Annotated in this window: 18 protein-coding genes; 13 read left to right on the top strand and 5 right to left on the bottom strand. The window is 74.0% G+C overall.

Annotated elements, in window-relative coordinates; all coding sequences use genetic code 11:
* The first annotated feature begins 83 nt into the window (after positions 1-83).
* From ACIGXM_RS32365 to mutM, 4 genes are read left to right on the top strand one after another with little or no spacing between them, the layout of a single operon-like run.
* On the top strand, positions 84-728 hold the full coding sequence (locus ACIGXM_RS32365; protein ID WP_396567231.1) for a YceD family protein: 645 nt from the start codon (positions 84-86) through the stop codon (positions 726-728).
* Between the two features lie 2 nt (positions 729-730).
* A complete protein-coding gene (gene rpmF, locus ACIGXM_RS32360; protein ID WP_030263933.1) occupies positions 731-904 on the top strand; it encodes a 50S ribosomal protein L32 in 174 nt (57 codons plus the stop codon).
* 19 nt (positions 905-923) lie between these two features.
* Complete coding sequence (gene rnc, locus ACIGXM_RS32355) at positions 924-1,697, top strand: ribonuclease III (RefSeq protein ID WP_396567228.1); 774 nt, start codon at positions 924-926, stop codon at positions 1,695-1,697.
* Positions 1,698-1,712: 15 nt separating this feature from the next.
* The gene (mutM, locus tag ACIGXM_RS32350; protein WP_396567226.1) at positions 1,713-2,579 is read left to right on the top strand and encodes a bifunctional DNA-formamidopyrimidine glycosylase/DNA-(apurinic or apyrimidinic site) lyase; all 867 of its coding nucleotides are present in this window, start codon (positions 1,713-1,715) and stop codon (positions 2,577-2,579) included.
* A gap of 4 nt (positions 2,580-2,583) precedes the next feature.
* Here the strand turns inward: mutM and ACIGXM_RS32345 are convergent, their stop codons facing one another.
* The 3 genes from ACIGXM_RS32345 to ACIGXM_RS32335 form a co-directional block, all read right to left on the bottom strand.
* Positions 2,584-3,507, bottom strand: a complete 924-nt coding sequence (locus tag ACIGXM_RS32345; protein WP_396567224.1) for a hypothetical protein — start codon at positions 3,505-3,507, stop codon at positions 2,584-2,586.
* A 114-nt stretch (positions 3,508-3,621) separates the two neighbouring features.
* A complete protein-coding gene (locus ACIGXM_RS32340; protein WP_396567222.1) occupies positions 3,622-5,265 on the bottom strand; it encodes an LCP family protein in 1,644 nt (547 codons plus the stop codon).
* On the bottom strand, positions 5,258-5,836 hold the full coding sequence (locus ACIGXM_RS32335) for a DUF6542 domain-containing protein (protein ID WP_396567220.1): 579 nt from the start codon (positions 5,834-5,836) through the stop codon (positions 5,258-5,260). Before ACIGXM_RS32335 ends, ACIGXM_RS32340 begins: the two co-directional genes overlap by 8 nt.
* A 309-nt stretch (positions 5,837-6,145) precedes the next feature.
* Between ACIGXM_RS32335 and ACIGXM_RS32330 the strand changes: the two genes are divergently transcribed.
* Positions 6,146-7,549, top strand: a complete 1,404-nt coding sequence (locus ACIGXM_RS32330) for a hypothetical protein (protein ID WP_396567218.1) — start codon at positions 6,146-6,148, stop codon at positions 7,547-7,549.
* 74 nt (positions 7,550-7,623) lie between these two features.
* Here ACIGXM_RS32330 and ACIGXM_RS32325 read toward each other — a convergent pair whose 3' ends face one another.
* Positions 7,624-8,163 carry a CAP domain-containing protein gene (locus ACIGXM_RS32325; RefSeq protein WP_396567216.1) on the bottom strand — a complete coding sequence of 180 codons (540 nt, stop codon included), beginning with the start codon at positions 8,161-8,163 and terminating at the stop codon, positions 7,624-7,626.
* A 170-nt stretch (positions 8,164-8,333) separates the two neighbouring features.
* Between ACIGXM_RS32325 and ACIGXM_RS32320 the strand changes: the two genes are divergently transcribed.
* From ACIGXM_RS32320 to ftsY, 4 genes are all read left to right on the top strand, one after another.
* Positions 8,334-8,612: an acylphosphatase gene (locus ACIGXM_RS32320; RefSeq protein ID WP_396567214.1), complete on the top strand. Its 279-nt coding sequence runs from the start codon at positions 8,334-8,336 to the stop codon at positions 8,610-8,612.
* Between the two features lie 404 nt (positions 8,613-9,016).
* On the top strand, positions 9,017-9,220 hold the full coding sequence (locus tag ACIGXM_RS32315; RefSeq protein ID WP_396567212.1) for a hypothetical protein: 204 nt from the start codon (positions 9,017-9,019) through the stop codon (positions 9,218-9,220).
* Between the two features lie 245 nt (positions 9,221-9,465).
* A complete protein-coding gene (gene smc, locus ACIGXM_RS32310) occupies positions 9,466-13,119 on the top strand; it encodes a chromosome segregation protein SMC (protein ID WP_396567210.1) in 3,654 nt (1,217 codons plus the stop codon).
* 188 nt (positions 13,120-13,307) lie between these two features.
* Positions 13,308-14,543: a signal recognition particle-docking protein FtsY gene (ftsY, locus tag ACIGXM_RS32305; RefSeq protein ID WP_396567208.1), complete on the top strand. Its 1,236-nt coding sequence runs from the start codon at positions 13,308-13,310 to the stop codon at positions 14,541-14,543.
* A gap of 64 nt (positions 14,544-14,607) precedes the next feature.
* Here the strand turns inward: ftsY and ACIGXM_RS32300 are convergent, their stop codons facing one another.
* Complete coding sequence (locus ACIGXM_RS32300) at positions 14,608-15,303, bottom strand: bifunctional DNA primase/polymerase (protein ID WP_396567207.1); 696 nt, start codon at positions 15,301-15,303, stop codon at positions 14,608-14,610.
* A gap of 370 nt (positions 15,304-15,673) precedes the next feature.
* On the opposite strand from ACIGXM_RS32300, the gene ACIGXM_RS32295 reads away from it, so the two are divergent.
* The 4 genes from ACIGXM_RS32295 to ACIGXM_RS32280 all read left to right on the top strand — a co-directional run bounded on the left by ACIGXM_RS32295 (position 15,674) and on the right by ACIGXM_RS32280 (position 21,578).
* Positions 15,674-17,131: a hypothetical protein gene (locus ACIGXM_RS32295; RefSeq protein ID WP_396567205.1), complete on the top strand. Its 1,458-nt coding sequence runs from the start codon at positions 15,674-15,676 to the stop codon at positions 17,129-17,131.
* A 249-nt stretch (positions 17,132-17,380) separates the two neighbouring features.
* Positions 17,381-18,694 carry an ammonium transporter gene (locus tag ACIGXM_RS32290; protein WP_396567203.1) on the top strand — a complete coding sequence of 438 codons (1,314 nt, stop codon included), beginning with the start codon at positions 17,381-17,383 and terminating at the stop codon, positions 18,692-18,694.
* On the top strand, positions 18,694-19,032 hold the full coding sequence (locus ACIGXM_RS32285; RefSeq protein ID WP_396567201.1) for a P-II family nitrogen regulator: 339 nt from the start codon (positions 18,694-18,696) through the stop codon (positions 19,030-19,032). The genes ACIGXM_RS32290 and ACIGXM_RS32285 overlap by 1 nt, the downstream gene beginning before the upstream one ends.
* 104 nt (positions 19,033-19,136) lie before the next feature.
* Positions 19,137-21,578, top strand: a complete 2,442-nt coding sequence (locus ACIGXM_RS32280; RefSeq protein ID WP_396567199.1) for a [protein-PII] uridylyltransferase — start codon at positions 19,137-19,139, stop codon at positions 21,576-21,578.
* The last annotated feature ends 55 nt before the right edge of the window (positions 21,579-21,633 follow it).

Here is a 21,633-nt window from a genome sequence, read left to right as displayed (position 1 = left end):
CACCAGTTGCGTGGCACCCGGACCAACCCGTCGAACCGCCCGCGCCGCGCAGTGATGCGCCCGCCGTAGGAAGTCAGGACACCTTGAACCGCCTCGACCACCGCGACCCGCTCGTGTTCGACACGCACGAGCTCGGCCGTCGCGCAGGGTCCCTGCGCAAGGTGAGCCGGACCTTCGAGGCCCCGGAGGGCTTCGGCATCATCGACGTGATCGGTGTCCCGGTCGGCAGCGAGATGGCGCTGGAACTGCGCCTGGAGTCGGTGATCGAGGGCGTGCTCGTGACGGGGACCGCCGAGGCCCACGTCACCGGCGAGTGCGTACGCTGCCTGGAGCCGGTCGAGGACGACCTCGAGGTGGACTTCCAGGAGCTGTACTACTACCCGGAGACCGACGACCGCGGCCGGGTCCGCGGTGGCGCCGAGGACGGGCTGTCCGACGAGGACGAGGAAGAGACTTACCGGCTGGAGGGCGACCTGTTCGACCTCGAACCGGTGCTGCGGGACGCGGTGGTGCTCGCACTGCCGCTGCAGCCGGTGTGCCAGGACGACTGCCTGGGCCTGTGCTCCGAGTGTGGAGCGCGGCTGAGCGACGACCCGGACCACCACCACGATGCCGTCGACCCCCGGTGGGCGGCTCTGCAGGGACTCTCCGCCGCCCCCGGCGACGAGGGTGACGGAAACACGAACAGCGACACCCGTGAGGGTCTCGCCGAGAACCAGGAGAAGTAGCCGTGGCTGTTCCGAAGCGGAAGATGTCGCGCAGCAACACGCGCCACCGCCGTTCGCAGTGGAAGGCTGCGGTCCCGGCCCTCGTGGCGTGCGACCGCTGCCACGAGCCGAAGCTGGGTCACATCGCGTGCCCGAGCTGCGGCACGTACAACCGTCGCCAGGTCCTCTCGGTCTGATCGGCGGGTGCGAGGATCGATGTCGGACGGTAACTCCTCCCGCAAGTCGTCTCCCAGCAATGGGGGGAAGGGCGGCGGGCCGGCTTCGACCGCATACGACGTCCTGGAAGGGCGCCTCGGGTACACACTTGAGCGCGCCCTTCTGGTACGTGCCCTGACCCACCGCTCGTTCGCGTACGAGAACGGTGGACTGCCCACCAACGAGCGCCTGGAGTTCCTCGGCGACTCGGTGCTGGGCCTGGTGGTGACCGACACCCTCTACCGCATCCACCCGGATGTCCCGGAGGGCACGCTCGCCAAACTGCGCGCCGCGGTGGTCAACTCCCGCGCGCTCGCCGAGGTCGGCCGCGGCCTGGAACTCGGCACCTTCATCCGGCTCGGCAAGGGCGAGGAGGGTACCGGCGGCCGCGACAAGTCGTCGATCCTCGCGGACACCGTCGAGGCCGTGATCGGCGCGATCTACCTGGACCAGGGCCTGGACTCGGCCACCGAGTTCGTGCACCGGCTGTTCGACCCGCTGATCGCCGAGTCCTCCCGGCTGGGTGCCGGCCTGGACTGGAAGACCAGCCTGCAGGAGCTCACCGCCTCGGTGGGCATCGGCGTGCCGGAGTACGTGGTCGAGGAGTCCGGTCCGGACCACGAGAAGACTTTCAACGCCGCCGCGCGGGTCGCCGGCGAGGCCTTCGGCAGCGGCACCGGCCGCTCCAAGAAGGAGGCCGAGCAGAAGGCCGCCGAGAGCGCCTGGCGTGCGATCAAGGAAAAGTACGGCGAGCCGCAGACGCCCGCCGCCTGACTCTGGGGGCTTGCGGTGCCCGAACTGCCCGAGGTCGAGGTCGTCCGGCGCGGACTGGAGCGCTGGGTGACCGGGCGGACGGTCGCCGAGGTGCAGGTCCTGCACCCGCGCGCGGTGCGCCGCCAGCCCGGCGGCCCGGCCGACTTCGTCGCCCGGCTCACCGGCAGCACGCTCGGCCCGGCCCGCCGTCGCGGCAAGTACCTCTGGCTGCCGCTGGACGACGGCGGCAGTTCGCTCCTCGGCCACCTCGGGATGAGCGGCCAGCTGCTGGTCCAGGACCCGGCCACCCCCGACGAGACCCACCTGCGGGTCCGGCTCCGGTTCACCGACGGCGGGCGCGAGCTGCGCTTCGTCGACCAGCGCACCTTCGGCGGCCTGGCGGTCGAGGAGGCGGACGACACCGAGGGCACCCCCGGCTCGCTCGCCCACATCGCCCGCGACCCGCTCGATCCGGCCTTCGACGACCAGGCCTTCTACACCGCGCTGCGGGCCCGCCGGACCACCGTCAAGCGTGCCCTGTTGGACCAGACGCTGATCAGCGGGGTCGGCAACATCTACGCGGACGAGGCGCTCTGGCGCTCCAAGCTGCACTACGACCGCCCGACCGCGACCCTCACCCGCCCGCTGGCGGCCACCCTGCTGGCCAACGCCCGCGGGGTGATGACCGCGGCGCTCGCGGTCGGCGGCACCAGCTTCGACAGCCTCTACGTCAACGTGAACGGGGAGAGCGGCTACTTCTCGCGCTCGCTGGACGCCTACGGCCGCGAGGGCGAGCCCTGTTACCGCTGCGGGACCCCGATCCGGCGCGCCGCCTGGATGAACCGTTCCAGCTACTACTGCCCGCGCTGCCAGCGGGTCCCCCGCCCGCGCGGCGGCGAGTAGCCGGCTACCGCCGGGCCAGTTCGGGCTCGGCGTGGGCGGCCGGGTGGAGCTCCTCGGCCTGGCCGAAGTGGGCCACCGCGACCGCGCCGACCACGGCGAAGAGGAAGCCCGCGACACCCAGCCAGGCGAAGCCCGCCCGGGCGGCGTCGTGCAGCCAGAGCACCCCGATCACGCCCGGCACCACGGTCTCGCCGACCACCAGGGCGGCGGTGGCGCCGTTGACCGAGCCCAGCTGCAGCGCCACCGTGTGCAGGTACATCCCGCCCAGACCGCCGACCAGGATCGCGTACAGGGCGGGGTCACCGACCAGCTGGCCGAGGTTGAACGGGTCGAAGCCGTCCAGGATCCGCACCCCGATGCCGAGCGCGCCGAAGCCGAGGCCGGAGAGCAGGCCGGCCACGATCGCGCCACTGGCGCCCAGCCGGCGCACCACCAGCGAGCCGCCCGCGATCAGCACCACCGAGACCAGCAGCAGCCACCAGTGGGTGGGCATCGGCACCGTCCCGGTGCCCTCCGGGCCGGCGGCCACCGCGAGCGCCACCAGTGCCGCGCAGACCACCGCGATGGAGGCCCACTCGGGCCGCTTGAGCCGGATCCCGAGCAGCTTGATGCTGAGCAGCGCGGTGATCACCAGGTTGGCGCTGATCACGGTCTGCGAGAGGAAGAGGGGCAGCAGCCGGGCGGCCAGCGCGCCGAGCAGGAACCCGATCAGGTCGAGCACCGTGCCCAGGATGAACTCCCAGGTGACCACGGCCTTGGCGGTGGAGGCCAGGCTCGGGCCGCCGTGCTCGGTGACCAGCGGCTGTTCCGCCGGGCCGGCCGCGGCGGCCTCCTCGCGGGCCGATCGGCGGGAGCCGACCGCCTGCAGCACCGAGCCGGTGCCGTAACAGACGGACGCCGCGACGGCGGTCACGAGGCCGATGATCACCTAGTACTCCGATCGGAGGGAATGAAGAAGGGCGAATGATCCCACTATGCCCTGTCGAGGACGGACCGGAGAAGCCCGGTGCGGATCATGAACCGCCCCGGTCCGCGGCTCACCTCAGTTGACGCAGGGGATACCGCCCATCTTCACCGGGGGCCCCTGCATCGGGATCCCGGCGGCCGGATCGGTGGACGTCCCGGAGCCGTCGCCGGACGGGCCGCTCGACCCGCCGCCGGCCGGGGTGTAGTTGGCGCCCAGGGCGACCTCGACGTGGCCCGCGCGCACCGTCGAACTCGGGACCGCGGTGACGTTGTAGCGGGCCGCGATCTGGTCGGCGGCCTCCTTGGCCCCGGTGCCGTAGCTCACGGTGGTCCTCGCCTGGCGCGGACCCTGGCTGATCCGCCCCTGGCCGTAGCCCAGTGCCACCAGGGCCTTGGACTCGTCACCGGCGGCGCCCGGGACGACGGAGGTGTTGATCACGTCCACGGTGCCCGGGGCGGCCTTCGCCGGCGACGGCGAGGTGGACGGTGGGTCGGCGGGGGAGGAGGCGTCGGCGGCGCCCCCCGGGGCGTCGGCCACGTTGCCACCGCCGGCCGGGGCCGGGTCGTGGCCGGTCAGCTGCCGGACGATCCGCTTGATCTGGGCCGGGTCCACCGTGTTGACCTCCTCGCCGTTGACCTTGGCGAAGCCGGAGATCGGCAGCGTGTTCGCCTCGATGTGACCGCCGGAGAGGTTGGGCGCCTGCTGGGCGAAGTCCAGCACGTTCCACCGGTCGTCCATCACGACGTCCTGCTTGATCACGTCGAACAGCTGCTGCATCTTGCCCAGGTCGCCGATCACGCCCTGGCCCTTCAGCTTGGCGATGACCGAGGAGATGAAGGCCTGCTGGCGGTGGGTGCGGTCGAGGTCGCCGTTGGTCAGGTTGTGCCGCTGGCGGACGAAGGAGAGCGCCTGGGCGGCGTTGAGGGTGTTGAGCCCGGCGTGGAAGTCGGCACCGGAGCCCTGGCCCTCCATGGCCGGGTCCTTGGTGGCGTGGTTCAGGCAGACCTGGATCGGTCCGACGGCCTTGGCGATGTCGTAGAAGCCGAGCAGGTTCACCTCGGCGAAGTGGTCGATCGGGATGCCGAGGAAGTTCTGCACGGTGGCCAGGGTGGCCTTGCGGCCGGCCTCCCGGCCCTGCCGCTCCAGCTCGGCCTTGGAGAGGCCCTTGCCGGCCAGCTTGCTCTCGGCCATCGACTTGGCGATGCCGTAGGCCTCCTTGATCTTGTGCATCCTGCCGTCGGCGCCGGTGGTCTGCACGTAGTCGTCGCGCGGGATGGAGAGCGCGGTGACCTGGCCGCCGTTGGCCGGGATGTGCATCACCATCAGGGTGTTGGTGTTGTAGCCGCCGACGTCGCTGCTGGAGCCGGCGTGCAGTTCGTCCTGGACGAACTGGCCGGGCAGGTCGTCGCCGTTCATGTCCTTGCGGCTGTCCAGGCCGATCAGCAGCAGGTTGACCGAGTTGTCCAGGTGCGGTGGGGCGCCCTTCTTGAGGTCGTCCAGCGCGCTGGAGGTGGTCAGGCCGTTGGTCAGCGACTGGTAGGCGTACCAGGTGAAGCCGCAGGTGCCGAGGACGGCCAGCGAGGTGGCGCAGGCGACCGTACGGGCCGCGATCACCACCGGGTTGCGCCGCTGACCCCGCTGCACCCCGCCGCCGGTCCCTGCCCCGGCCGGCCGGCGTGCCGCGCGGCCGGCTCGGCCGCTGCCCTTCTGTTCAGCCACGACGGCCTCCCCTCTCTCGTCCCTCTCGCGCCACCCGGACCAGCACCGCGGCCGCCGCCGCCAGCACCGCCGCGACCATCACCGGGAACCCGTGGATGGCCCAGCGGGCGGCTCCGGTCGCCAGCGCCTCGGAGCTCCGGTACTTCGACGAGTGGGCCAGCAGCTCGGTTACGGCCGTGCAGAGCAGGACCACCGGAGGTGGGGCGGTGAGCACCCACCACCAGCCGTCCCGGCCGGACAGCAGTGCGGCGCCGGCGGTACCGAGCACGGTCAGCACGCCGAAGATCCAGCCCGGCGTCGAGCCGGTCAGCTCGTCGGCCAGCGCACCCAGCAGCGGTAGCCCGACCGCCAGCAGCGCCGGGCCGCCCCTGGTCGGAGCGGCGGCGCGGGTCTGCTGGCCGGCCCGCCGGTTGCGCGCCCGGACGGCCGCGCGTCCGCCGGACCGGTCGACGGCGGCGCGGCCCGGATCCCGGGGCTCGGTGCCTCTGCCGCGTTGCCCGCGCCGCGGGCCCGGTACGTCGGCCCGGGCCCGAGCCTCCCCGGCGGGCACGCCCGCCCTTTGGCCTGCCATGTGTTCCTACCTCGTCCGATCGGCCGGCGGCGCCGGCGGCCGTGTCGGCAGTTCGCCGACACTTTCGAAAGTTGCGCAATCTTGCAAGTGTCCGGACGCCTGACGCGGGACTGACGGTTCCCCGGAGCGGTCTGAACGTAACACTTGCGTAAGAGTATGACTTTTGAACAATCCTTGGTCCGTGCTGTAGGAGGGTCCCAATCCACGTGACTCTAGGGCAAGTTGGGGATCGAACCGGTGATCCATTGCCTCGTACGGGCGGACGGTGCTCCGACGAATGCCGGATTCGTCCCGGTAGCGTCTGGGGGTATGAGAATCGTTCTTCGCCGCTCCCGGGTGGCCGGCGCGGTCGCGCTGCCGGCCGTGCTGCTCGGGCTGCTGCTCCTGCTGGTGCCCGGCACGGCCTCCGCCGCGGGCGGGCTCGACGCCGCCTCCGCCGCCCTGAAGCAGGGCAAGGTCTTCGTCGACCCGGCGATGACCGGGCAGTTCTCGCAGGCCCAGGCCGACGCGCTGACCTCGAAGATCAGGAGTGCCGACAAACCGATCTTCGTCGCGGTGGTCCCGGCCACCGACCAGTACCCGTCGAACACGGTCTTCCAGGACCTTCGGACCAAGACCGGCATCACCGGGGTCTACGCGATCTGGCGCGGTGACCGCTTCGCGGTCCGCAGTGACCGGGCCGCGCTGGCCACGGCGACCGCGCAGAACTACGCGCAGGCCGCCTACGACTCGCACCCCGGGGACGTCAACGGCACCCTGACCGACTTCGTCGGCAACGCGGCGCCCAAGATCAAGGGCCACGGCGTGGAGTCCTCCTCCGGGATCGGCGCGGCGATGGTCATCGTGCCGCTGGCGGTGCTGGTGCTGGCCGGCGCGGGCGGCTTCCTGCTGTACCGGCGGTCCGCCAAGCGCAAGGCCGAGCAGCGGGCCGCCGAGCTGCGGCAGCTGCGCACGGTGGTGGACGAGGACATCACCGCCTTCGGTGAGGAGTTGGAGCGGCTGGACTTCGACCCCGGCGCCGCCGACGCGGACGACGTCCAGCGCGCCGACTACACGCACGCCCTCGACGCGTACGAGACCGCCAAGCGGACCATGGACGCCGCCAAGGAGCCGGCGGACGTCAAGGCGGTCACCGAGGCGCTGGAGGACGGCCGGTTCGCGCTGGCCACCCTGGCGGCCCGGCGTGACGGCCGGCCGCTGCCGGACCGTCGCCCGCCGTGCTTCTTCGACCCGCGGCACGGCCCCTCGGTGCGGGACGCCGACTGGGCACCGGCCGGCGGCGCGGCCCGGGCCGTCCCGGTCTGCGCGGCCGACGGTCAGCGGCTGGCCAGCGGCCTCGACCCGGCGATCCGCACGGTCCAGACCGAGCAGGGGCCGCAGCCGTACTGGAACGCCGGCCCCGCGTACGGCCCGTGGGCCGGCGGGTACTTCGGCGGCTACGGTTCGGGGCTGCTGCCCGGTCTGCTGCTCGGCACCGTGCTGGGCTCGGTCTTCTCCGGCGGTGACGCCTGGGCCGCCTCCGGCTACCAGGGCGGGTACGAGGGCGGCGGCCAGGAGCAGTACGAGGGCGGCGACTTCTCCGGTGGCGACTTCGCCCGCCAGGACTTCGGCGGGTTCGACAGTGGGGACTTCGGTGGTGGCTCCGACTTCGGCGGCGGGGACTTCGGCGGCGGGGACTTCGGCGGCGGGGACTTCGGGGGCGGCGACTTCTGAGCCTCGGGCACGGGACCTGGCCAGGGGCCCCATCGGCGGTCGCCGGTGGGGCCCCGCCCGCTGTCCGGCCCGGGTCAGCGGGCGGGCGGGTAGCCGAAGTCCTCGGTCCACCAGGGTCCGCCGGGGCCTTGGTGCAGGCCACTGCCGAGCTCGGTGAACCGGCAGTTGAGCATGTTGGCGCGGTGGTCCGAGCTGGCCAGCCAGGCCTCCGTCACCGCCTGTGCGCTGGGCTGGCCACGGGCGATGTTCTCCCCGCCCAGGTAGTCCACCGAGGCGGCCCGGGCCCGGTCCCACGGGGTGCGGCCGGCCGGGTCGGTGTGGGCGAAGTAGCCCCGGGCCGCCATGTCGTCGCTGAGCGCCTGGGCCAGCCGGTCGAGCCGGGGGTCGGCCGCCAGTGGTGGGCAGCCGGCCTGGCGGCGCTGCTGGTTGACCAGGGCGAGCAGGGTGGCCGGGCCGTCGGTGACGGACGCCGGACCGCCGGGCCCCGGGGCGGTGGGCGCCGGTCGCCAGGAGATGGGGCCGGCGGGGCCGCCCCAGGCGGCTGCCGGGGTGGCCGGCAGACCCAGGGTGAGCGCGGCGCCGAGCGCCAGGACGGTCGCCGGGACGCGCCGCACGCGGCGACCGGGCCGGCGGTGGCGTGCGGAGTGGTGGCGTGGGAGCGGGGAGAGTCGGGCCACGGGCGGTCCTCCAGCCGTCGCCTACGGTGGGCGTCGGTCACGGACTGTACGCGGGGCGGCCATGGGGGCGGCCGAGAAGAGCGGAGCTGCCCGACTATGGTCGAGGGATGCAAGAAGATGTCCGGGTCACCATCTGGGTGCGCGGCCGCGTGCAGCAGGTCGGATTCCGTTGGTGGACCAGGGCCCGCGCGCTGGAGATCGGCCTCAACGGCTACACCAGCAACCTCGGCGACGGCCGGGTCCAGGTGGTCGCCGAGGGCGCCAAGGGCGACTGCGAGTGGCTGCTGGAGCTGCTCCGGGGCCCGGACACGCCCGGCCGGGTGACCGGGGTGACCGAGCTCTGGGGCGTCCCCGGCACCGGCTACGACGGCTTCGCGATCCGCTGACCGGCCATCCGTCGACCCGGGGGACCGCCCGCCGGTGCGAGCCGGTTCGGTACGGCGGTTGCCAATCGCGCCGAGTCGTGGTTGACTCCGCATCGAGCAGTGATCCACCGCACAGTTCGGTGGGCGCGGCCGCTACCCGTGGCGTGAGGTCCTCCGCCATGCAGGTGACAGCGGTGTCGTAGCGCGCGGTGATCGTGTTGACCCGTACGGTCTTTGGTGAGACGCTGGAAGCCCGCGCACGTGATGGCGATTTCGGGCAGGGCCTTGCCCTGTGGCTGCACATCCACAGTGTCTGACCTGTAGTGCCCAGCCAGCACTGCCCGTGTCGCGCAGAACGTGCGTCACCCCTTCCCCTCGACCTATACCGTACCGGTTCGGTCACTCAGCGTGGAGGACCATCAATCATGGCAAAAGCGCTTCTCGGGTACGTCGGCGGCCCCGACCCGCGAATGCTGTCCGAGATGCGGCGGCTTCAGCAGCGCGTCCAGGACCTGGAAGCCGAGCTTGTTCGGATGCAGGCGGAGAACGACGCACTTGTCGCTGTCGCTGACGAGCACTCTCTGCTCAACAGCATTGATCTGGGACAGCGGGAGCCCGCGCTCACCTGAACCAGGTCGCGTCGACCGGCCATCGACCGGCCGACTGTGCCGCGCACCGACGCATGTCCGCTTGGCTCGGGACGCGATTACCAGGGACGCCCTCACCGGCGTCCCTTTCGTCGTTCGGGGGGCCGCACTCTTGTCGGGGCCGCACTGTCGAGCAGAGTGTGCCCGCCCGTCGACGCGGTGAAACCGGGCGCGCCACCCCACCGGCTACAGTCGGAAGCCACCGGTGAGGGACGGGAGAGCAGCGCGTGCACCTGAAGAGCCTGACGCTGCGCGGTTTCAAGTCCTTCGCCTCGGCGACCACCCTCCGCTTCGAACCCGGCATCACCTGCGTGGTCGGCCCGAACGGCTCCGGCAAGTCCAACGTGGTCGACGCGCTCTCCTGGGTGATGGGGGAGCAGGGGGCCAAGTCGCTGCGCGGCGGCAAGATGGAGGACGTCATCTTCGCCGGCACCAGCGGGCGCGCGCCGCTCGGCCGGGCCGAGGTCAGCCTGACCATCGACAACGGCGACGGCGCCCTGCCGATCGACTACGCCGAGGTGACCATCACCCGGACCATGTTCCGCAACGGCGGCAGCGAGTACGCGCTCAACGGCGACACCTGCCGGCTGCTCGACATCCAGGAGCTGCTCTCCGACTCGGGCATCGGCCGGGAGATGCACGTCATCGTCGGCCAGGGGCAGCTGGACTCGGTGCTGCACGCCGACCCGATGGGCCGACGGGCCTTCATCGAGGAGGCAGCCGGGGTGCTCAAGCACCGCAAGCGCAAGGAGAAGGCGCTGCGGAAGCTGGACGCGATGGCGGCCAACCTCAACCGGGTGCAGGACCTGGTCGCCGAACTGCGGCGCCAGCTCGGCCCGTTGGGCCGACAGGCGAAGATCGCCCGGCGGGCGGCCGGGATCCAGGCCGAACTGCGCGACGCCCGGCTGCGGCTGCTCGCCGACGACCTGCTGAGCCTGCGGCACGCCGTCGAGGCCGAGGTGGCCGACGAGTTGGCGCTGCGACTGCGCCGGTCCACCGTCGAGCAGGAGTTGGGCCGGTCCCGGCAGCGCGAGGCGGTGCTGGAGGCCCAGGTGACCCAGCTCGGGCCGCGGCTGGAGGCCGCCCGGCAGGCCTGGTACCAGCTCTCCGCGCTGGTCGAGCGGACCCGCGGCACGATCGGGCTGGCCGAGGCCCGGGTGCGGCACGCCACCGCGGGCGGGCAGCCGGAGGAGCGACGCGGCCGGGACCCGGAGGAGCTGGAGCGCGAGGCCGAGCGGATCCGCGCCGAGGAGGCCGGGCTCGCCGAGGCGCTGGAGGAGGCGAGCTACGCGCTGGCCGAGGCGGTCGAGGGTCGGGCGGAGCTGGAGCGCGCCCTCGCCGCCGAGCAGCGCCGACTGCGGGACGCGGCACGGGCGTTGGCCGACCGGCGGGAGGGGCTGGCCCGGCTGCAGGGGCAGGCCGCCGCCGCGCGCTCCCGGGCGACCGGCGCGCAGGCCGAGATCGACCGGCTGGTCACCGCCCGGGACGAGGCGGCGCAGCGGGCCGAGGCCGCCCGGCAGGAGTTCGCGCTGCACGAGCAGCAGGCGGACCAGGTGGCTTGTGGCGATGACGAGTTGGAGCTGGCGCACGAGCAGGCGCGAGAGCGCCTGGCGGGCGTGGAAGGTGAGTTGAGCGCCGCCCGAGCGGCGGTGAGCGCCGCCGAGCGCGAGCAGGCCGCGCTGACCGCCCGTCACGAGGCGCTCTCGCTCGGCCTGCGCCGCAAGGACGGCACCGGCGCGCTGCTGGCGGCGGCCGAGCGGCTGGCCGGGGTGCTCGGCCCGGCGGCCGAGCTGCTCCGGGCGGCCCCCGGGGAGGAGGTCGCGCTGGCCGCGGCGCTGGGGGCGGCGGCCGACGCGGTGGCGGTGGAGGGGGTGGCCGCCGCCGTCCGGGCGTTGCGGCTGCTGCGGACCGAGGACGCCGGCCGGGCCGCCCTGCTGATCGCCGGTCATCCGGCGGCGCCCGTCGCGGCGGACCCGCTGCCGGCCGGCGCCCGCTGGGCCGCCGAGCTGGTCACCGGCCCGCCCGAACTGCTGCCCGCGGTGCGCGCGCTGCTCACCCGTACCGTGCTGGTGACGGACCTGGCGGCGGCCGAGCGACTGGTCGCCGGCCGGCCCGAGCTGACCGCCGTCACCACCGACGGCGACCTGCTGGCCGCCGGGTTCGCGCAGGGTGGCGCGGCCGGCCCGCCCAGCCAGCTGGAGACCCAGGCCGCGGTGGACGAGGCGGCCCGCGCGCTCGACGAGCTGTCCGCCCGGGCCGCCGAACCGGCCGGGCGGCTGGCCCGGGCGAAGGAGCTGCGGCGGGAGCTGACCGAGGAGGTCGAGCGGCTGGCCGTGGCGCGGCGGCGGGCCGAGAAGCAGCGGGCCGAGCTGGCCGGCTCGCTCGGCCGGCTCGGCGGCCAGGCCCGGGCGGCCGAGGGCGAGGCCGAGCGGACCGCGGCCGCCGTCGAGCGCGCCCGGCAGGGGCTGGCCGGCGCGCAGGCCGTGGCCGATGAGCTGGCCGCCCGGCTGGCCGCGGCCGAGGAGGCGGCCGACGACGGCGAGGCCGAACCGGACGGTACCGAACAGGACCGGCTCGGTGAGGCCTCCGCACAGGCCCGGCAGGCCGAGCTGGAGGCCCGGCTGGCGGTGCGCACCCACGAGGAGCGGGTCCGCGCGCTGACCGGGCGGGCCGACGCGCTGGACCGCTCGGCCCGGGCCGAGCGGGAGGCCCGGGCCCGGGCCGCGACCCGCCGGGAGCGGGCCGCCCGGGAGGCCGCGGTGGCCGGGGCGGTGACGGCCGGGGCCCGACAGCTGCTGGCCTGCCTGGAGGTCTCGCTGGCCCGGGCGGATGCCGAGCGGGCCGCCGTGGAGCAGGCCAGGGCCGGCCGGGAGGGCCAGCTGCGGGACGTCCGCGAACGCGGCCGGGAGCTCAAGGACGAGCTGGACAAGCTGGTCGACGCGGGCCACCGGGACGAGGTGCTGCGGGCCGAGAAGCGGCTGCGGATCGAGCAGCTGGAGGCCCGGGCGCTGGAGGAGTTCGGCATCGCGGGGGAGGAGCTGCTGGCCGGCTACGGCCCGGACCAGCCGGTGCCGCCCGCCGCCCCGGAGGACGGGCAGCCGGCCGCCGAGCCCCGGCCGTACGTCCGGGCCGAGCAGGAGAAGCGGCTGCGGGCGGCGGAGAAGGCCTACCAGCAACTGGGCAAGGTCAACCCGCTGGCACTGGAGGAGTTCGCGGCGCTGGAGGAGCGCCACCGGTTCCTGGGCGAGCAGCTGGACGACCTGAAGCGTGGCCGGCGCGACCTGCTGGAGATCGTCCGGGACGTGGACCAGCGGGTCGAGCAGCTGTTCACCGCCGCCTACCACGACACGGCGGCCCAGTTCGAGGGCGTCTTCGCCCGGCTCTTCCCCGGTGGCGAGGGCCGGCTGGTGCTGACCGACCCGGAGTCGATGCTGACCACCGGGGTGGAGGTGGAGGCCCGGCCGCCCGGCAAGAAGGTCAAGCGGCTCTCGCTGCTCTCCGGCGGCGAGCGCTCGCTCACCGCGGTGGCCCTGCTGGTCGCCATCTTCAAGGCCCGACCCAGCCCGTTCTACGTGATGGACGAGGTGGAGGCGGCGCTGGACGAGACCAACCTGCGCCGGCTGATCGCGATCATGGAGGAGCTGCGGGAGAGCTCCCAGCTGATCGTGATCACCCACCAGAAGCTGACCATGGAGTGCGCCGACGCGTTGTACGGCGTGACCATGAAGGGAGACGGGATCTCCCAGGTGATCAGCCAGCGGCTGCGCGTGGGGGCACCTCCCGGCCTCCCCCGGCCTCCGGCAGGGGGAACCCCGATGGCCGCGGGAGAGCACCGCGAACGGCCGGTCCGGGCCGCCGAGGTGAGTGCGGCGATCGGCTGAGCGCCCGCCGCCGCGCCGGGCGTACGCCCGCCGGGCGCCGGGATCGCGGATACTGGTCGGGTTGTGACTCCTCCCTCCCACCGGCCGTCCGGCGGGCGGGGCAGTGAACCGGCGGCGCTCGGCGCCGCCGGCGCGAGGATCACTCTCGGCCCCGGCCGCAAGCCGGGGCGACCAGTGAAGGAGCTTTAGTGGAATACGTGATCCTTGCCGTGGTCATCGCCGTGCTCGCGGTGGGCGCGGTCGCGGGTCTGGTGGTCAACGGCCGACGTCGTAAGGAACTGCCGGCCGAGCGGCGGCCCCAGGTGGGCGCGCCGCCGGCCCCGACCGAGCCGCAGGTCGGCGAGGAGGCGGCCGAGCCGCGTCCGGAGCCGGCACAGACCGTCGAACAGGTGGAGCTGCCGGCCCCCGTCGAAGCGGCCCCGGTCGAAGCGGCCCCGGTCGAGGAGGAGGTCGAGGCACCCGAGGAGGCGGCCGCACCGCCCGCGCTGGAGGTGCCCGAGCCGACCGCCGGCCGGCTGGTCCGGCTGCGCTCGCGGCTCTCCCGCTCGCAGAACTCGCTCGGCAAGGGCCTGCTCACGCTGCTCTCCCGGGACCGGCTGGACGAGGACACCTGGGAGGAGATCGAGGAGACCCTGCTGACCGCCGACGTCGGCGTGGCCCCCACCCAGGAGCTGGTCGAGCGGCTGCGCACCCGGGTCAAGGTGCTCGGCACCCGGACCCCGGCGGAACTGCGCGGGCTGCTGCACGAGGAGCTGGTCGGGCTGATCGGCACCGAGGCCGACCGTTCGCTGCGCACCGCGAAGCACGAGGACGGCCGGCCGGCCGTGGTGCTGGTGGTCGGCGTCAACGGGGTGGGCAAGACCACCACCTCCGGCAAGCTCGGCCGGGTGCTGGTGGCCGACGGCCGCAAGGTGGTGCTCGGCGCCGCCGACACCTTCCGCGCCGCCGCCGCCGACCAGCTGCAGACCTGGGGCGAGCGGGTGGGCGCCCGGACCGTGCGTGGTCCGGAGGGCGGCGACCCGGCCTCGGTCGCGTTCGACGCGGTCAAGGAGGGCATCGCCGAGGGCGCGGACACCGTACTGGTGGACACCGCCGGCCGGCTGCACACCAAGACCGGCCTGATGGACGAGCTGGGCAAGGTCAAGCGGGTGGTCGAGAAGCACGGCCCGGTGGACGAGGTGCTGCTGGTGCTGGACGCCACCACCGGTCAGAACGGGCTGGTCCAGGCCCGGGTCTTCGCCGAGGTGGTCGACATCACCGGCATCGTGCTGACCAAGCTGGACGGCACCGCCAAGGGCGGCATCGTGGTCGCGGTCCAGCGTGAGCTGGGCGTGCCGGTCAAGCTGATCGGGCTCGGTGAGGGCGCGGACGACCTGGCGCCGTTCGAACCGGCGGCCTTCGTGGACGCGCTGATCGGCGACTGACGCCGTTCGTGCCCAGGGCCGGTTCCCCCACGGGGGCCGGCCCTTTCGCTTGCCGCCGCCCGGCTCAGGAGGCCAGCCAGGCCGGCTCGGCGGCCACCACGCGCTCCCGGCCGCGATGGCAGGCGTAGGCCAGGGTGCCGAGCAGCAGCCGGGCCTCCGGCGGGCGGGCGGCGCTCTCCCGGGTGGGGTGGCGCAGCCAGCGGACCGCGCCGAGGCCGGCCAGCACGGTGGGCGGCGCGGCCAGGTAGCTGCCCTCGCCGTGGCAGGCCAGGTCGAGCGCGGCGTCGTCCCAGCCCATCCGGTAGAGCAGGTCGGGCAGCCGGGCCGCGGTGCCCCGGGCCACGAAGAAGAGCAGTCGGCCGGTCGGGGAGCTCAGCACCGGGCCGACCTGGGTGCCCATCCGCTCCAGCCGGACCAGCGCCCGCAGGCCGGCGGGCTCGGGGACGTCCAGCACGTCGAAGGCGTGGCCGGCCGGCAGCAGCACGGCCGCCTCGGGGGTGCCGTCCCAGAGCGCGCGGACCACGTGCGGGGAGGCCCCGGGCGGGAGTTCGCGCGGTCCGCCGCCGTGCGGCGGATGGAGGCCGGGGGCCGCGCAGTGCGGGCGGGCGCAGGCGCAGCGCACCACGCTCCGGCCACGGGGGACGCCACCCAGGGCCACCGTCCAGCCCCAGCGCCCGGCGTACTCCGCGGCCGCCTGGCACGCGGTGGCGCGGATGCGGCGGCGGATGCCGAGCCTCAGATCGCCGAACAGGTTGTCCATGCCTCCCCCAACAGGTTTCGATTGCCGACGGTTACGGGACTGTGACGCTTGGTCAGTGCGCGGTCAATACGTTGCGCGGGATCGATCCTCGGGACCGGGGCGCTTCGCGCGCCGCCGGCGCGCGGCGGGTGGGGTGCGCCGGCGGGTGCTTCCGTCACTTCGGAGCCCGGAGTCGCGGTCCGGCCTCCAGTGAAGCGCGACAGCGCGTCCCCGGGTCCGGGCGCGGGGGTGGCGAATGGTGGCGTTTAACCGTGAACCATCCCCTGGGCGGCCCGAGTCACGTTACGTTCGGCGAGCGGACCGCAGCAGCGGGTGCGTGGCGGGACGAGAGCGGACCCCACTCCGGGGTCGGGCGGGATGGGGTGGACCCATGGCGGACAAGCAACCCAACGAGAAACTGACCGCGTGGTTCACGCGCAGCGGCTGGTCGAAGGGCGAGCTGGCCCGGCAGGTCAACCGTCGGGCGCGCCAGCTCGGCGCGCACCACGTCAGTACCGACACCTCGCGGGTGCGTCGCTGGCTGGACGGCGAGCAGCCGCGCGAGCCGATCCCGAAGATCATGTCGGACCTGTTCTCCGAGCGGTTCGGTTCGGTGGTCTCGGTCGAGGACCTCGGCCTGCGGGCGGCCATCCCGGTCTCCACGGTGGCCGGCAGCGGGGTCGACCTGCCGTGGAGCGGTCCGCAGACGGTCCAGCTGATCAGCGAGTACTCGCGCAGCGACCTGATGCTCAACCGCCGGGGTTTCCTGGGCACCTCACTCGCCCTGACGGCCGGTGCCGCGCTGATCGAGCCGATGCAGCGCTGGCTCACGCCGGGGCCGAGTGGCTCGCCGACCCCGATCCTGGCCGCCGCCAACGGTGGTGAGCCGTACACCGGCCGGCTATCCGAGCCCGAGCTGCAACTGCTGGAGCAGACCACGGTGATGTTCCGCCAGTGGGACGCGCAGAACGGCGGCGGCCTGCGCCGCAAGGCCGTGGTGGGCCAACTGCACGAGGTCACCGACCTGTTGCAGGAGACCTACCCGCCGCAGGTCACCCAGCGACTCTTCCGGCTCACCGCCGAACTCGCCCACCTGGCCGGCTGGATGTCCTACGACGTCGGCATGCACCCGAGCGCGCAGAAGTACTACGTGCTCGCGCTGCACGCCGCCAAGGAGGCGGGCGACCGCCCGTTCGGCGCGCTCATCCTCACCGACATGAGCCGGCAGATGATCCATCTCAACCGCGGCGAGGACGCGTTGGAGCTGATCCACCTGGCGCAGTACGGCAGCCGGGACACCGCCACCCCGCGCCAGCAGTCGCTGCTCTACGCGATGGAGGCGCGCGCCTACTCCAACATCGGCGAGGTGAACCGCTGCGCGCGGGCCGTCCGGCTGGCCGAGGACACCTTCACCGACTGCGGTCCGATCGAGAACGACCCGGACTGGTTGCGGTTCTTCTCGAAGGCCGAGCTGTACGCGGAGAACGCGCACTCCTTCCGCGACCTCGCCTACCACCCCGACCTGAGCGCCCGGTACGCCTCCACCGCGGCGCCGCACATGACCACCGCGGTCGACCTGTTCCGGGACGACATGGAGAACCACACCCGCTCCTACGCCTTCAACCTGGTCGGGATGGCCAGCGTGCACCTGCTGCAGGGCGAGCCGGAACAGGCCGCGTTGATCGCCGAGGAGGCGGTGGAGATCGCCGGGAAGGTGCGCTCGGAGCGGCTCAACACCCGGGTCCGGAAGACCTCGGCGGCGGCCACCGCGGAGTACCGGGGAGTTCCGGCCGTCAATCGGCTGGCCGAGCTGGTGGTCGAGCAGATCCCGGAGTTCGAGGCGGTGTGACCGGGCCACCGGGGGTGATCGTCCGGCCACCCCCGGTGCGCCGGGGAGGTACGGTACCTCACCGCCTGTCATGACACGGCCGGAGTTCACGTGCCCGTAACTCGCGCGTCGCCGACGTCACGGCCGTGAAACACCGAGCCGCACTGGCCGAAATCCGTCTTCGGCACGCTCCTCTGCATAGCCGACACCCCGGGTGGCACGGGACAGGGATCCCGCGGGTGGAGCGGCCTTCACCACGAGGAGACGCCGATGCCGGACGGCTTCAGCGGGGGCGATACCGCCTTCGTACTCATCAGTGCGGCCCTGGTCATGTTGATGACCCCCGGGCTGGCCTTCTTCTACGGGGGCATGGTCAGGGTCAAGAGCACGCTCAACATGCTGGTCATGAGCTTCATCTCGCTCGCGATCGTCAGCGTGCTCTGGGTGCTCTACGGCTACACCCTCAGCTTCGGCACCGATGCCTACGGCGGCCTGATCGGCAACCTCGACCACCTGGGGATGCGCGGGATCGGCCTGAACGACCTGACCGGATCGATCCCGGTCACCGCCTTCGCGGCGTTCCAGCTGATGTTCGCGGTGATCACCCCGGCGTTGATCAGCGGCGCCATCGCGGACCGCGCCCGGTTCGCGGCCTGGTCGCTCTTCGTCGCGCTCTGGGTCACCATCGTCTACTTCCCGGTCGCGCACTGGGTGTTCTTCTTCGACAACGGCAAGGGCGGCTGGCTCGGCGACCGGCTGGGCGTGATCGACTTCGCCGGTGGCACCGCGGTGCACATCAACGCCGGTGTGGCGGGTCTGGCGCTCTGCCTGGTGCTCGGCAAGCGGGTCGGCTTCAAGAAGGACCCGATGCGCCCGCACAGCCTGCCGCTGGTGATGCTCGGCTCCGGTCTGCTCTGGTTCGGCTGGTTCGGCTTCAACGCCGGTTCGGCGCTGGCCGCCAACGGCGTGGCCGGGATGGCCTTCATGAACACCCAGGTCGCCACCGCCGCGGCGATGCTCGGCTGGCTCGCCTTCGAGCGGATCAAGCACGGCGCGTTCACCTCGCTCGGCGCGGCCTCCGGCGCGGTGGCCGGCCTGGTCGCCATCACACCGGCCTGCGGCTCGGTCAGCATGCTCGGCGCGGTGGCCATTGGTCTGATCGCCGGTGCGGTCTGCGCGGCCGCGATCAGCCTCAAGTACCGCCTGGGCTTCGACGACTCGCTCGACGTGGTGGGCGTGCACGCGGTCGGCGGCGCGATCGGCTCGCTGCTGATCGGCTTCTTCGCCACCGGCCACGTCGGGCAGAGCGCCCGCGGGCTCTTCTACGGCGGTGGAGTCGGCCAACTCGGCAAGCAGGCACTGGGCGTGCTGGTGGTCGCGACCTACTCCTTCGTGATCTCCTGGCTGTTGGGGCAGGCGATCCAGCGGACCATCGGGTTCCGGGTGGCCGAGGACGTCGAGGTGGCCGGCATCGACCAGGCCGAACACGCCGAGTCCGCCTACGACTTCAGCGCCGTCGGGGCAAGCCTGGCCCGCGCGCTGACCCCCACCACCACCGTGAGGAAGACCGAGGTCGACGCCTGATGAAGCTCATCACCGCCGTCATCAAGCCGCACCGCCTGGAGGACGTGAAGGACGCCCTGCAGAGCTTCGGGGTGCACGGGCTGACCGTCACCGAGGCCAGCGGCTACGGCCGCCAGCGCGGCCACACCGAGGTCTACCGGGGCGCCGAGTACACCGTCGACCTGGTCCCGAAGGTCCGGATAGAGGTACTGGTCGAGGACGAGGACGCCGACCAGCTGATCGACGTCCTGGTGAAGGCCGCCCGGACCGGCAAGATCGGGGACGGCAAGGTCTGGAGCGTTCCCGTGGAGACCGCCGTCCGGGTGCGCACCGGTGAACGCGGCCCGGACGCGCTCTAGAACGGGGTACCACTGTCCGGCGGACCCGCGGCCACCGCGGGTCCGCCCCTGGCATTTCCGGCGCCCCGCCGCGCCGCCCGCACCACGGACGGGGAGAGACCGCAGTGACCGCAGAGACCACCACCGCCCCCGGTGACCCGACCGACTACACCGCCGCCCGGACCGCCCTGCTCGCCGCGCCGGACCTGGCCGGGTCCGCCCGCCGGACCGCGCTGGCCGGGCTCACCGACCGCTGGCTGACCGGCCTGCTCGCCGCCGCCGAGCCGCCGCCCGGGGTCGCCCTGGTCGCGGTCGGCGGCTACGGGCGCGGCGAACTCGCCCCGCGCAGTGACCTCGACCTGCTGCTGCTGCACGACGGCGCCGAGGTCGGCGCGCTGGCGGACCGGCTCTGGTACCCGGTCTGGGACAGCGGGGTGGCGCTCGACCACGCCGTGCGCCGGCTCCCGGAGGCCCGCGCGGTGGCCGCCGAGGACCTCAAGGCGCAGCTCGGCCTGCTGGACGCCCGGCACATCGCCGGCGACGCCGACCTCACCGCGGCGCTGCGCTCGACGATCCTGGCCGACTGGCGGGCCGCCGCCCCGCGCCGGCTGCCCGAACTGCGCGAGCTGGGCCGGGAGCGGGCCGAGCGGCACGGCGAGCTCTCCTTCCTGCTGGAGCCGGACCTCAAGGAGGCCCGCGGCGGCCTGCGCGACCTGGTCGCGCTGGACGCGATCGCCGCCTCCTGGCTGGCCGACGCGCCCCGGGACGGGCTGGACGCCGCCTGCCGGCGGCTCGCCGACGTCCGCGACGCGCTGCACCTGACCACCGGCCGGGCCACCGACCGGCTGGCGCTCCAGGACCAGGACCAGGTGGCCGCGGCGCTGGGCGTGCTGGACGCGGACACCCTGCTGCGCGAGATCTACCAGGCCGCCCGGACCATCAGCTACGCCGCGGACGTCACCTGGCGCTCGGTGGACCGGGTGCTGGCGGCCCGTGGCGCCCGGAGCCGGCGGCCGTTCGGGTTCCCGTTCAGCGGCGCCGGCCGGGCCGCCGGCGGGGTGGGCCGGGGCGTGATAGCGCGCCGGCCGCTCGCCGAGGGCGTGGTCGAGCAGGACGGCGAGGCGGTGCTGGCGCAGGGCACCCGGCCGGCCGCCGACCCGGTGCTGCCGCTGCGGGCCGCCGCCGCGGCCGCCCAGGTCGGACTGACCGTCTCCCATCCGACGGTCCGCCGACTGGCCGCCGAGTGCGGGCCGCTGCCGGTGCCCTGGCCGGCCGAGGCACGCGCCCAGCTGATCACCCTGCTCGGGGCCGGCGAACCGTGCGTCCCGGTCTGGGAGGCGCTGGAGGCCGAGGGCCTGATCACCCGGTTGCTGCCGGACTGGGAGCGGGTGCGCTGCCGGCCGCAGCGCAACGCGGTGCACACCTGGACGGTGGACCGGCACCTGGTGGAGACCGCGGTGCGGGCCGCCGCGCTGACCCGTCGGGTGGCCCGGCCCGACCTGCTGCTGGTCGCCGCCCTCCTGCACGACCTGGGCAAGGGCTGGCCGGGCGACCACAGCGTGGCCGGCGAGGTGATCGTCCGGGACGTGGCGGCCCGGATGGGCTTCGACCAGGACGACACCGAGAGCCTGGCCCTGCTGGTCCGCCACCACCTGCTGCTGATCGAGACGGCGACCCGGCGCGATCCGGACGATCCGGCGACCGTCGACCTGATCGCCAAGACCGTCGGCACCACGCTCCACCTGGAGCTGCTGCAGGCCCTCACCGAGGCGGACGCGTTGGCGACCGGCCCGGCCGCGTGGAGCGGCTGGCGGGCCGGCCTGGTGGCCGGCCTGGTCTCCCGGGTGGCCGCGGTGCTGGCCGGCGACCCGGTGCTGCCACGGGCCGCCGCCTTCGGCGTGGACGAGGAGCGACTGGCCGTCGAGGCGGCCGGCAGCGGCGCCCCGGCGCTCACGCTGCACGCCGAGACCGCGCACCAGCCGCTGGCCGGCGAGCCGATGGGCGTCCGGCTCGCGCTGGCCATCCCGGACCGGCCCGGCCTGCTCGGCCTGGTCTCCGGCGTGCTCGCGCTGCACCGGCTGGCCGTGCGCTCGCTCACCCTGGGGGAACTGGACCCGATCGGCGCCGGCCCGGTGCTGCTGTTCTCCTGGACGGTCGCCACCGAGTACGGCGAGCTGCCGGAGGCCGCCCGGCTCCGCGCCGACCTGCGCCGGGCGCTGGACGGCTCGCTGGACGTCGGCCGCCGGCTCACCGAGCGGGACGCCGCCGCCCCGCGCCGCCGGGGCATCGCCACCCCGCCGCCGGTGGTCTCGGTCGCCCCCGGCGGGGCCTCGGCCGACGCCACCGTGCTGGAGGTCCGGGCCCATGACGCGCCGGGCCTGCTGCACCGGATCGGCCGGGCGCTGGACGGGGCCGGGGTCCGGGTCCGCACCGCCTACGTGAGCACCCTGGGCGCCGACGCGGTGGACGCCTTCTACCTCACCGACCCGGCCGGTCGCCCGCTCACCGACCACGCCGCCCGGGCGGTAGTCGAGACCGTCCAGCACGCGCTGGCGCCCGCCGGCTGACTCCGCCGTCGCCCGGTGGAGACCGTAACCGGGGCAGCCGGATACCCTTGGGGCG

The sequence above is a fragment of the Kitasatospora sp. NPDC052896 genome (assembly GCF_044547075.1).
GTDB lineage: Bacteria > Actinomycetota > Actinomycetes > Streptomycetales > Streptomycetaceae > Kitasatospora.
This window is presented reverse-complemented; position numbering and strand designations above follow the sequence as displayed.

Bases quoted from the DNA above. Each gene is read 5' to 3' on its own strand.
- ACIGXM_RS32290 (WP_396567203.1), top strand. From the start codon at position 17,381: ATGCCGGACGGCTTCAGCGGGGGCGATACCGCCTTCGTACTCATCAGT.
- ACIGXM_RS32315 (WP_396567212.1), top strand. From the start codon at position 9,017: ATGGCAAAAGCGCTTCTCGGGTACGTCGGCGGCCCCGACCCGCGAATG.
- ACIGXM_RS32300 (WP_396567207.1), bottom strand. From the start codon at position 15,303: ATGGACAACCTGTTCGGCGATCTGAGGCTCGGCATCCGCCGCCGCATC.
- ACIGXM_RS32330 (WP_396567218.1), top strand. From the start codon at position 6,146: ATGAGAATCGTTCTTCGCCGCTCCCGGGTGGCCGGCGCGGTCGCGCTG.
- ACIGXM_RS32295 (WP_396567205.1), top strand. From the start codon at position 15,674: ATGGCGGACAAGCAACCCAACGAGAAACTGACCGCGTGGTTCACGCGC.
- rnc (WP_396567228.1), top strand. From the start codon at position 924: ATGTCGGACGGTAACTCCTCCCGCAAGTCGTCTCCCAGCAATGGGGGG.
- ACIGXM_RS32320 (WP_396567214.1), top strand. From the start codon at position 8,334: ATGCAAGAAGATGTCCGGGTCACCATCTGGGTGCGCGGCCGCGTGCAG.
- ACIGXM_RS32285 (WP_396567201.1), top strand. From the start codon at position 18,694: ATGAAGCTCATCACCGCCGTCATCAAGCCGCACCGCCTGGAGGACGTG.
- ACIGXM_RS32335 (WP_396567220.1), bottom strand. From the start codon at position 5,836: ATGGCAGGCCAAAGGGCGGGCGTGCCCGCCGGGGAGGCTCGGGCCCGG.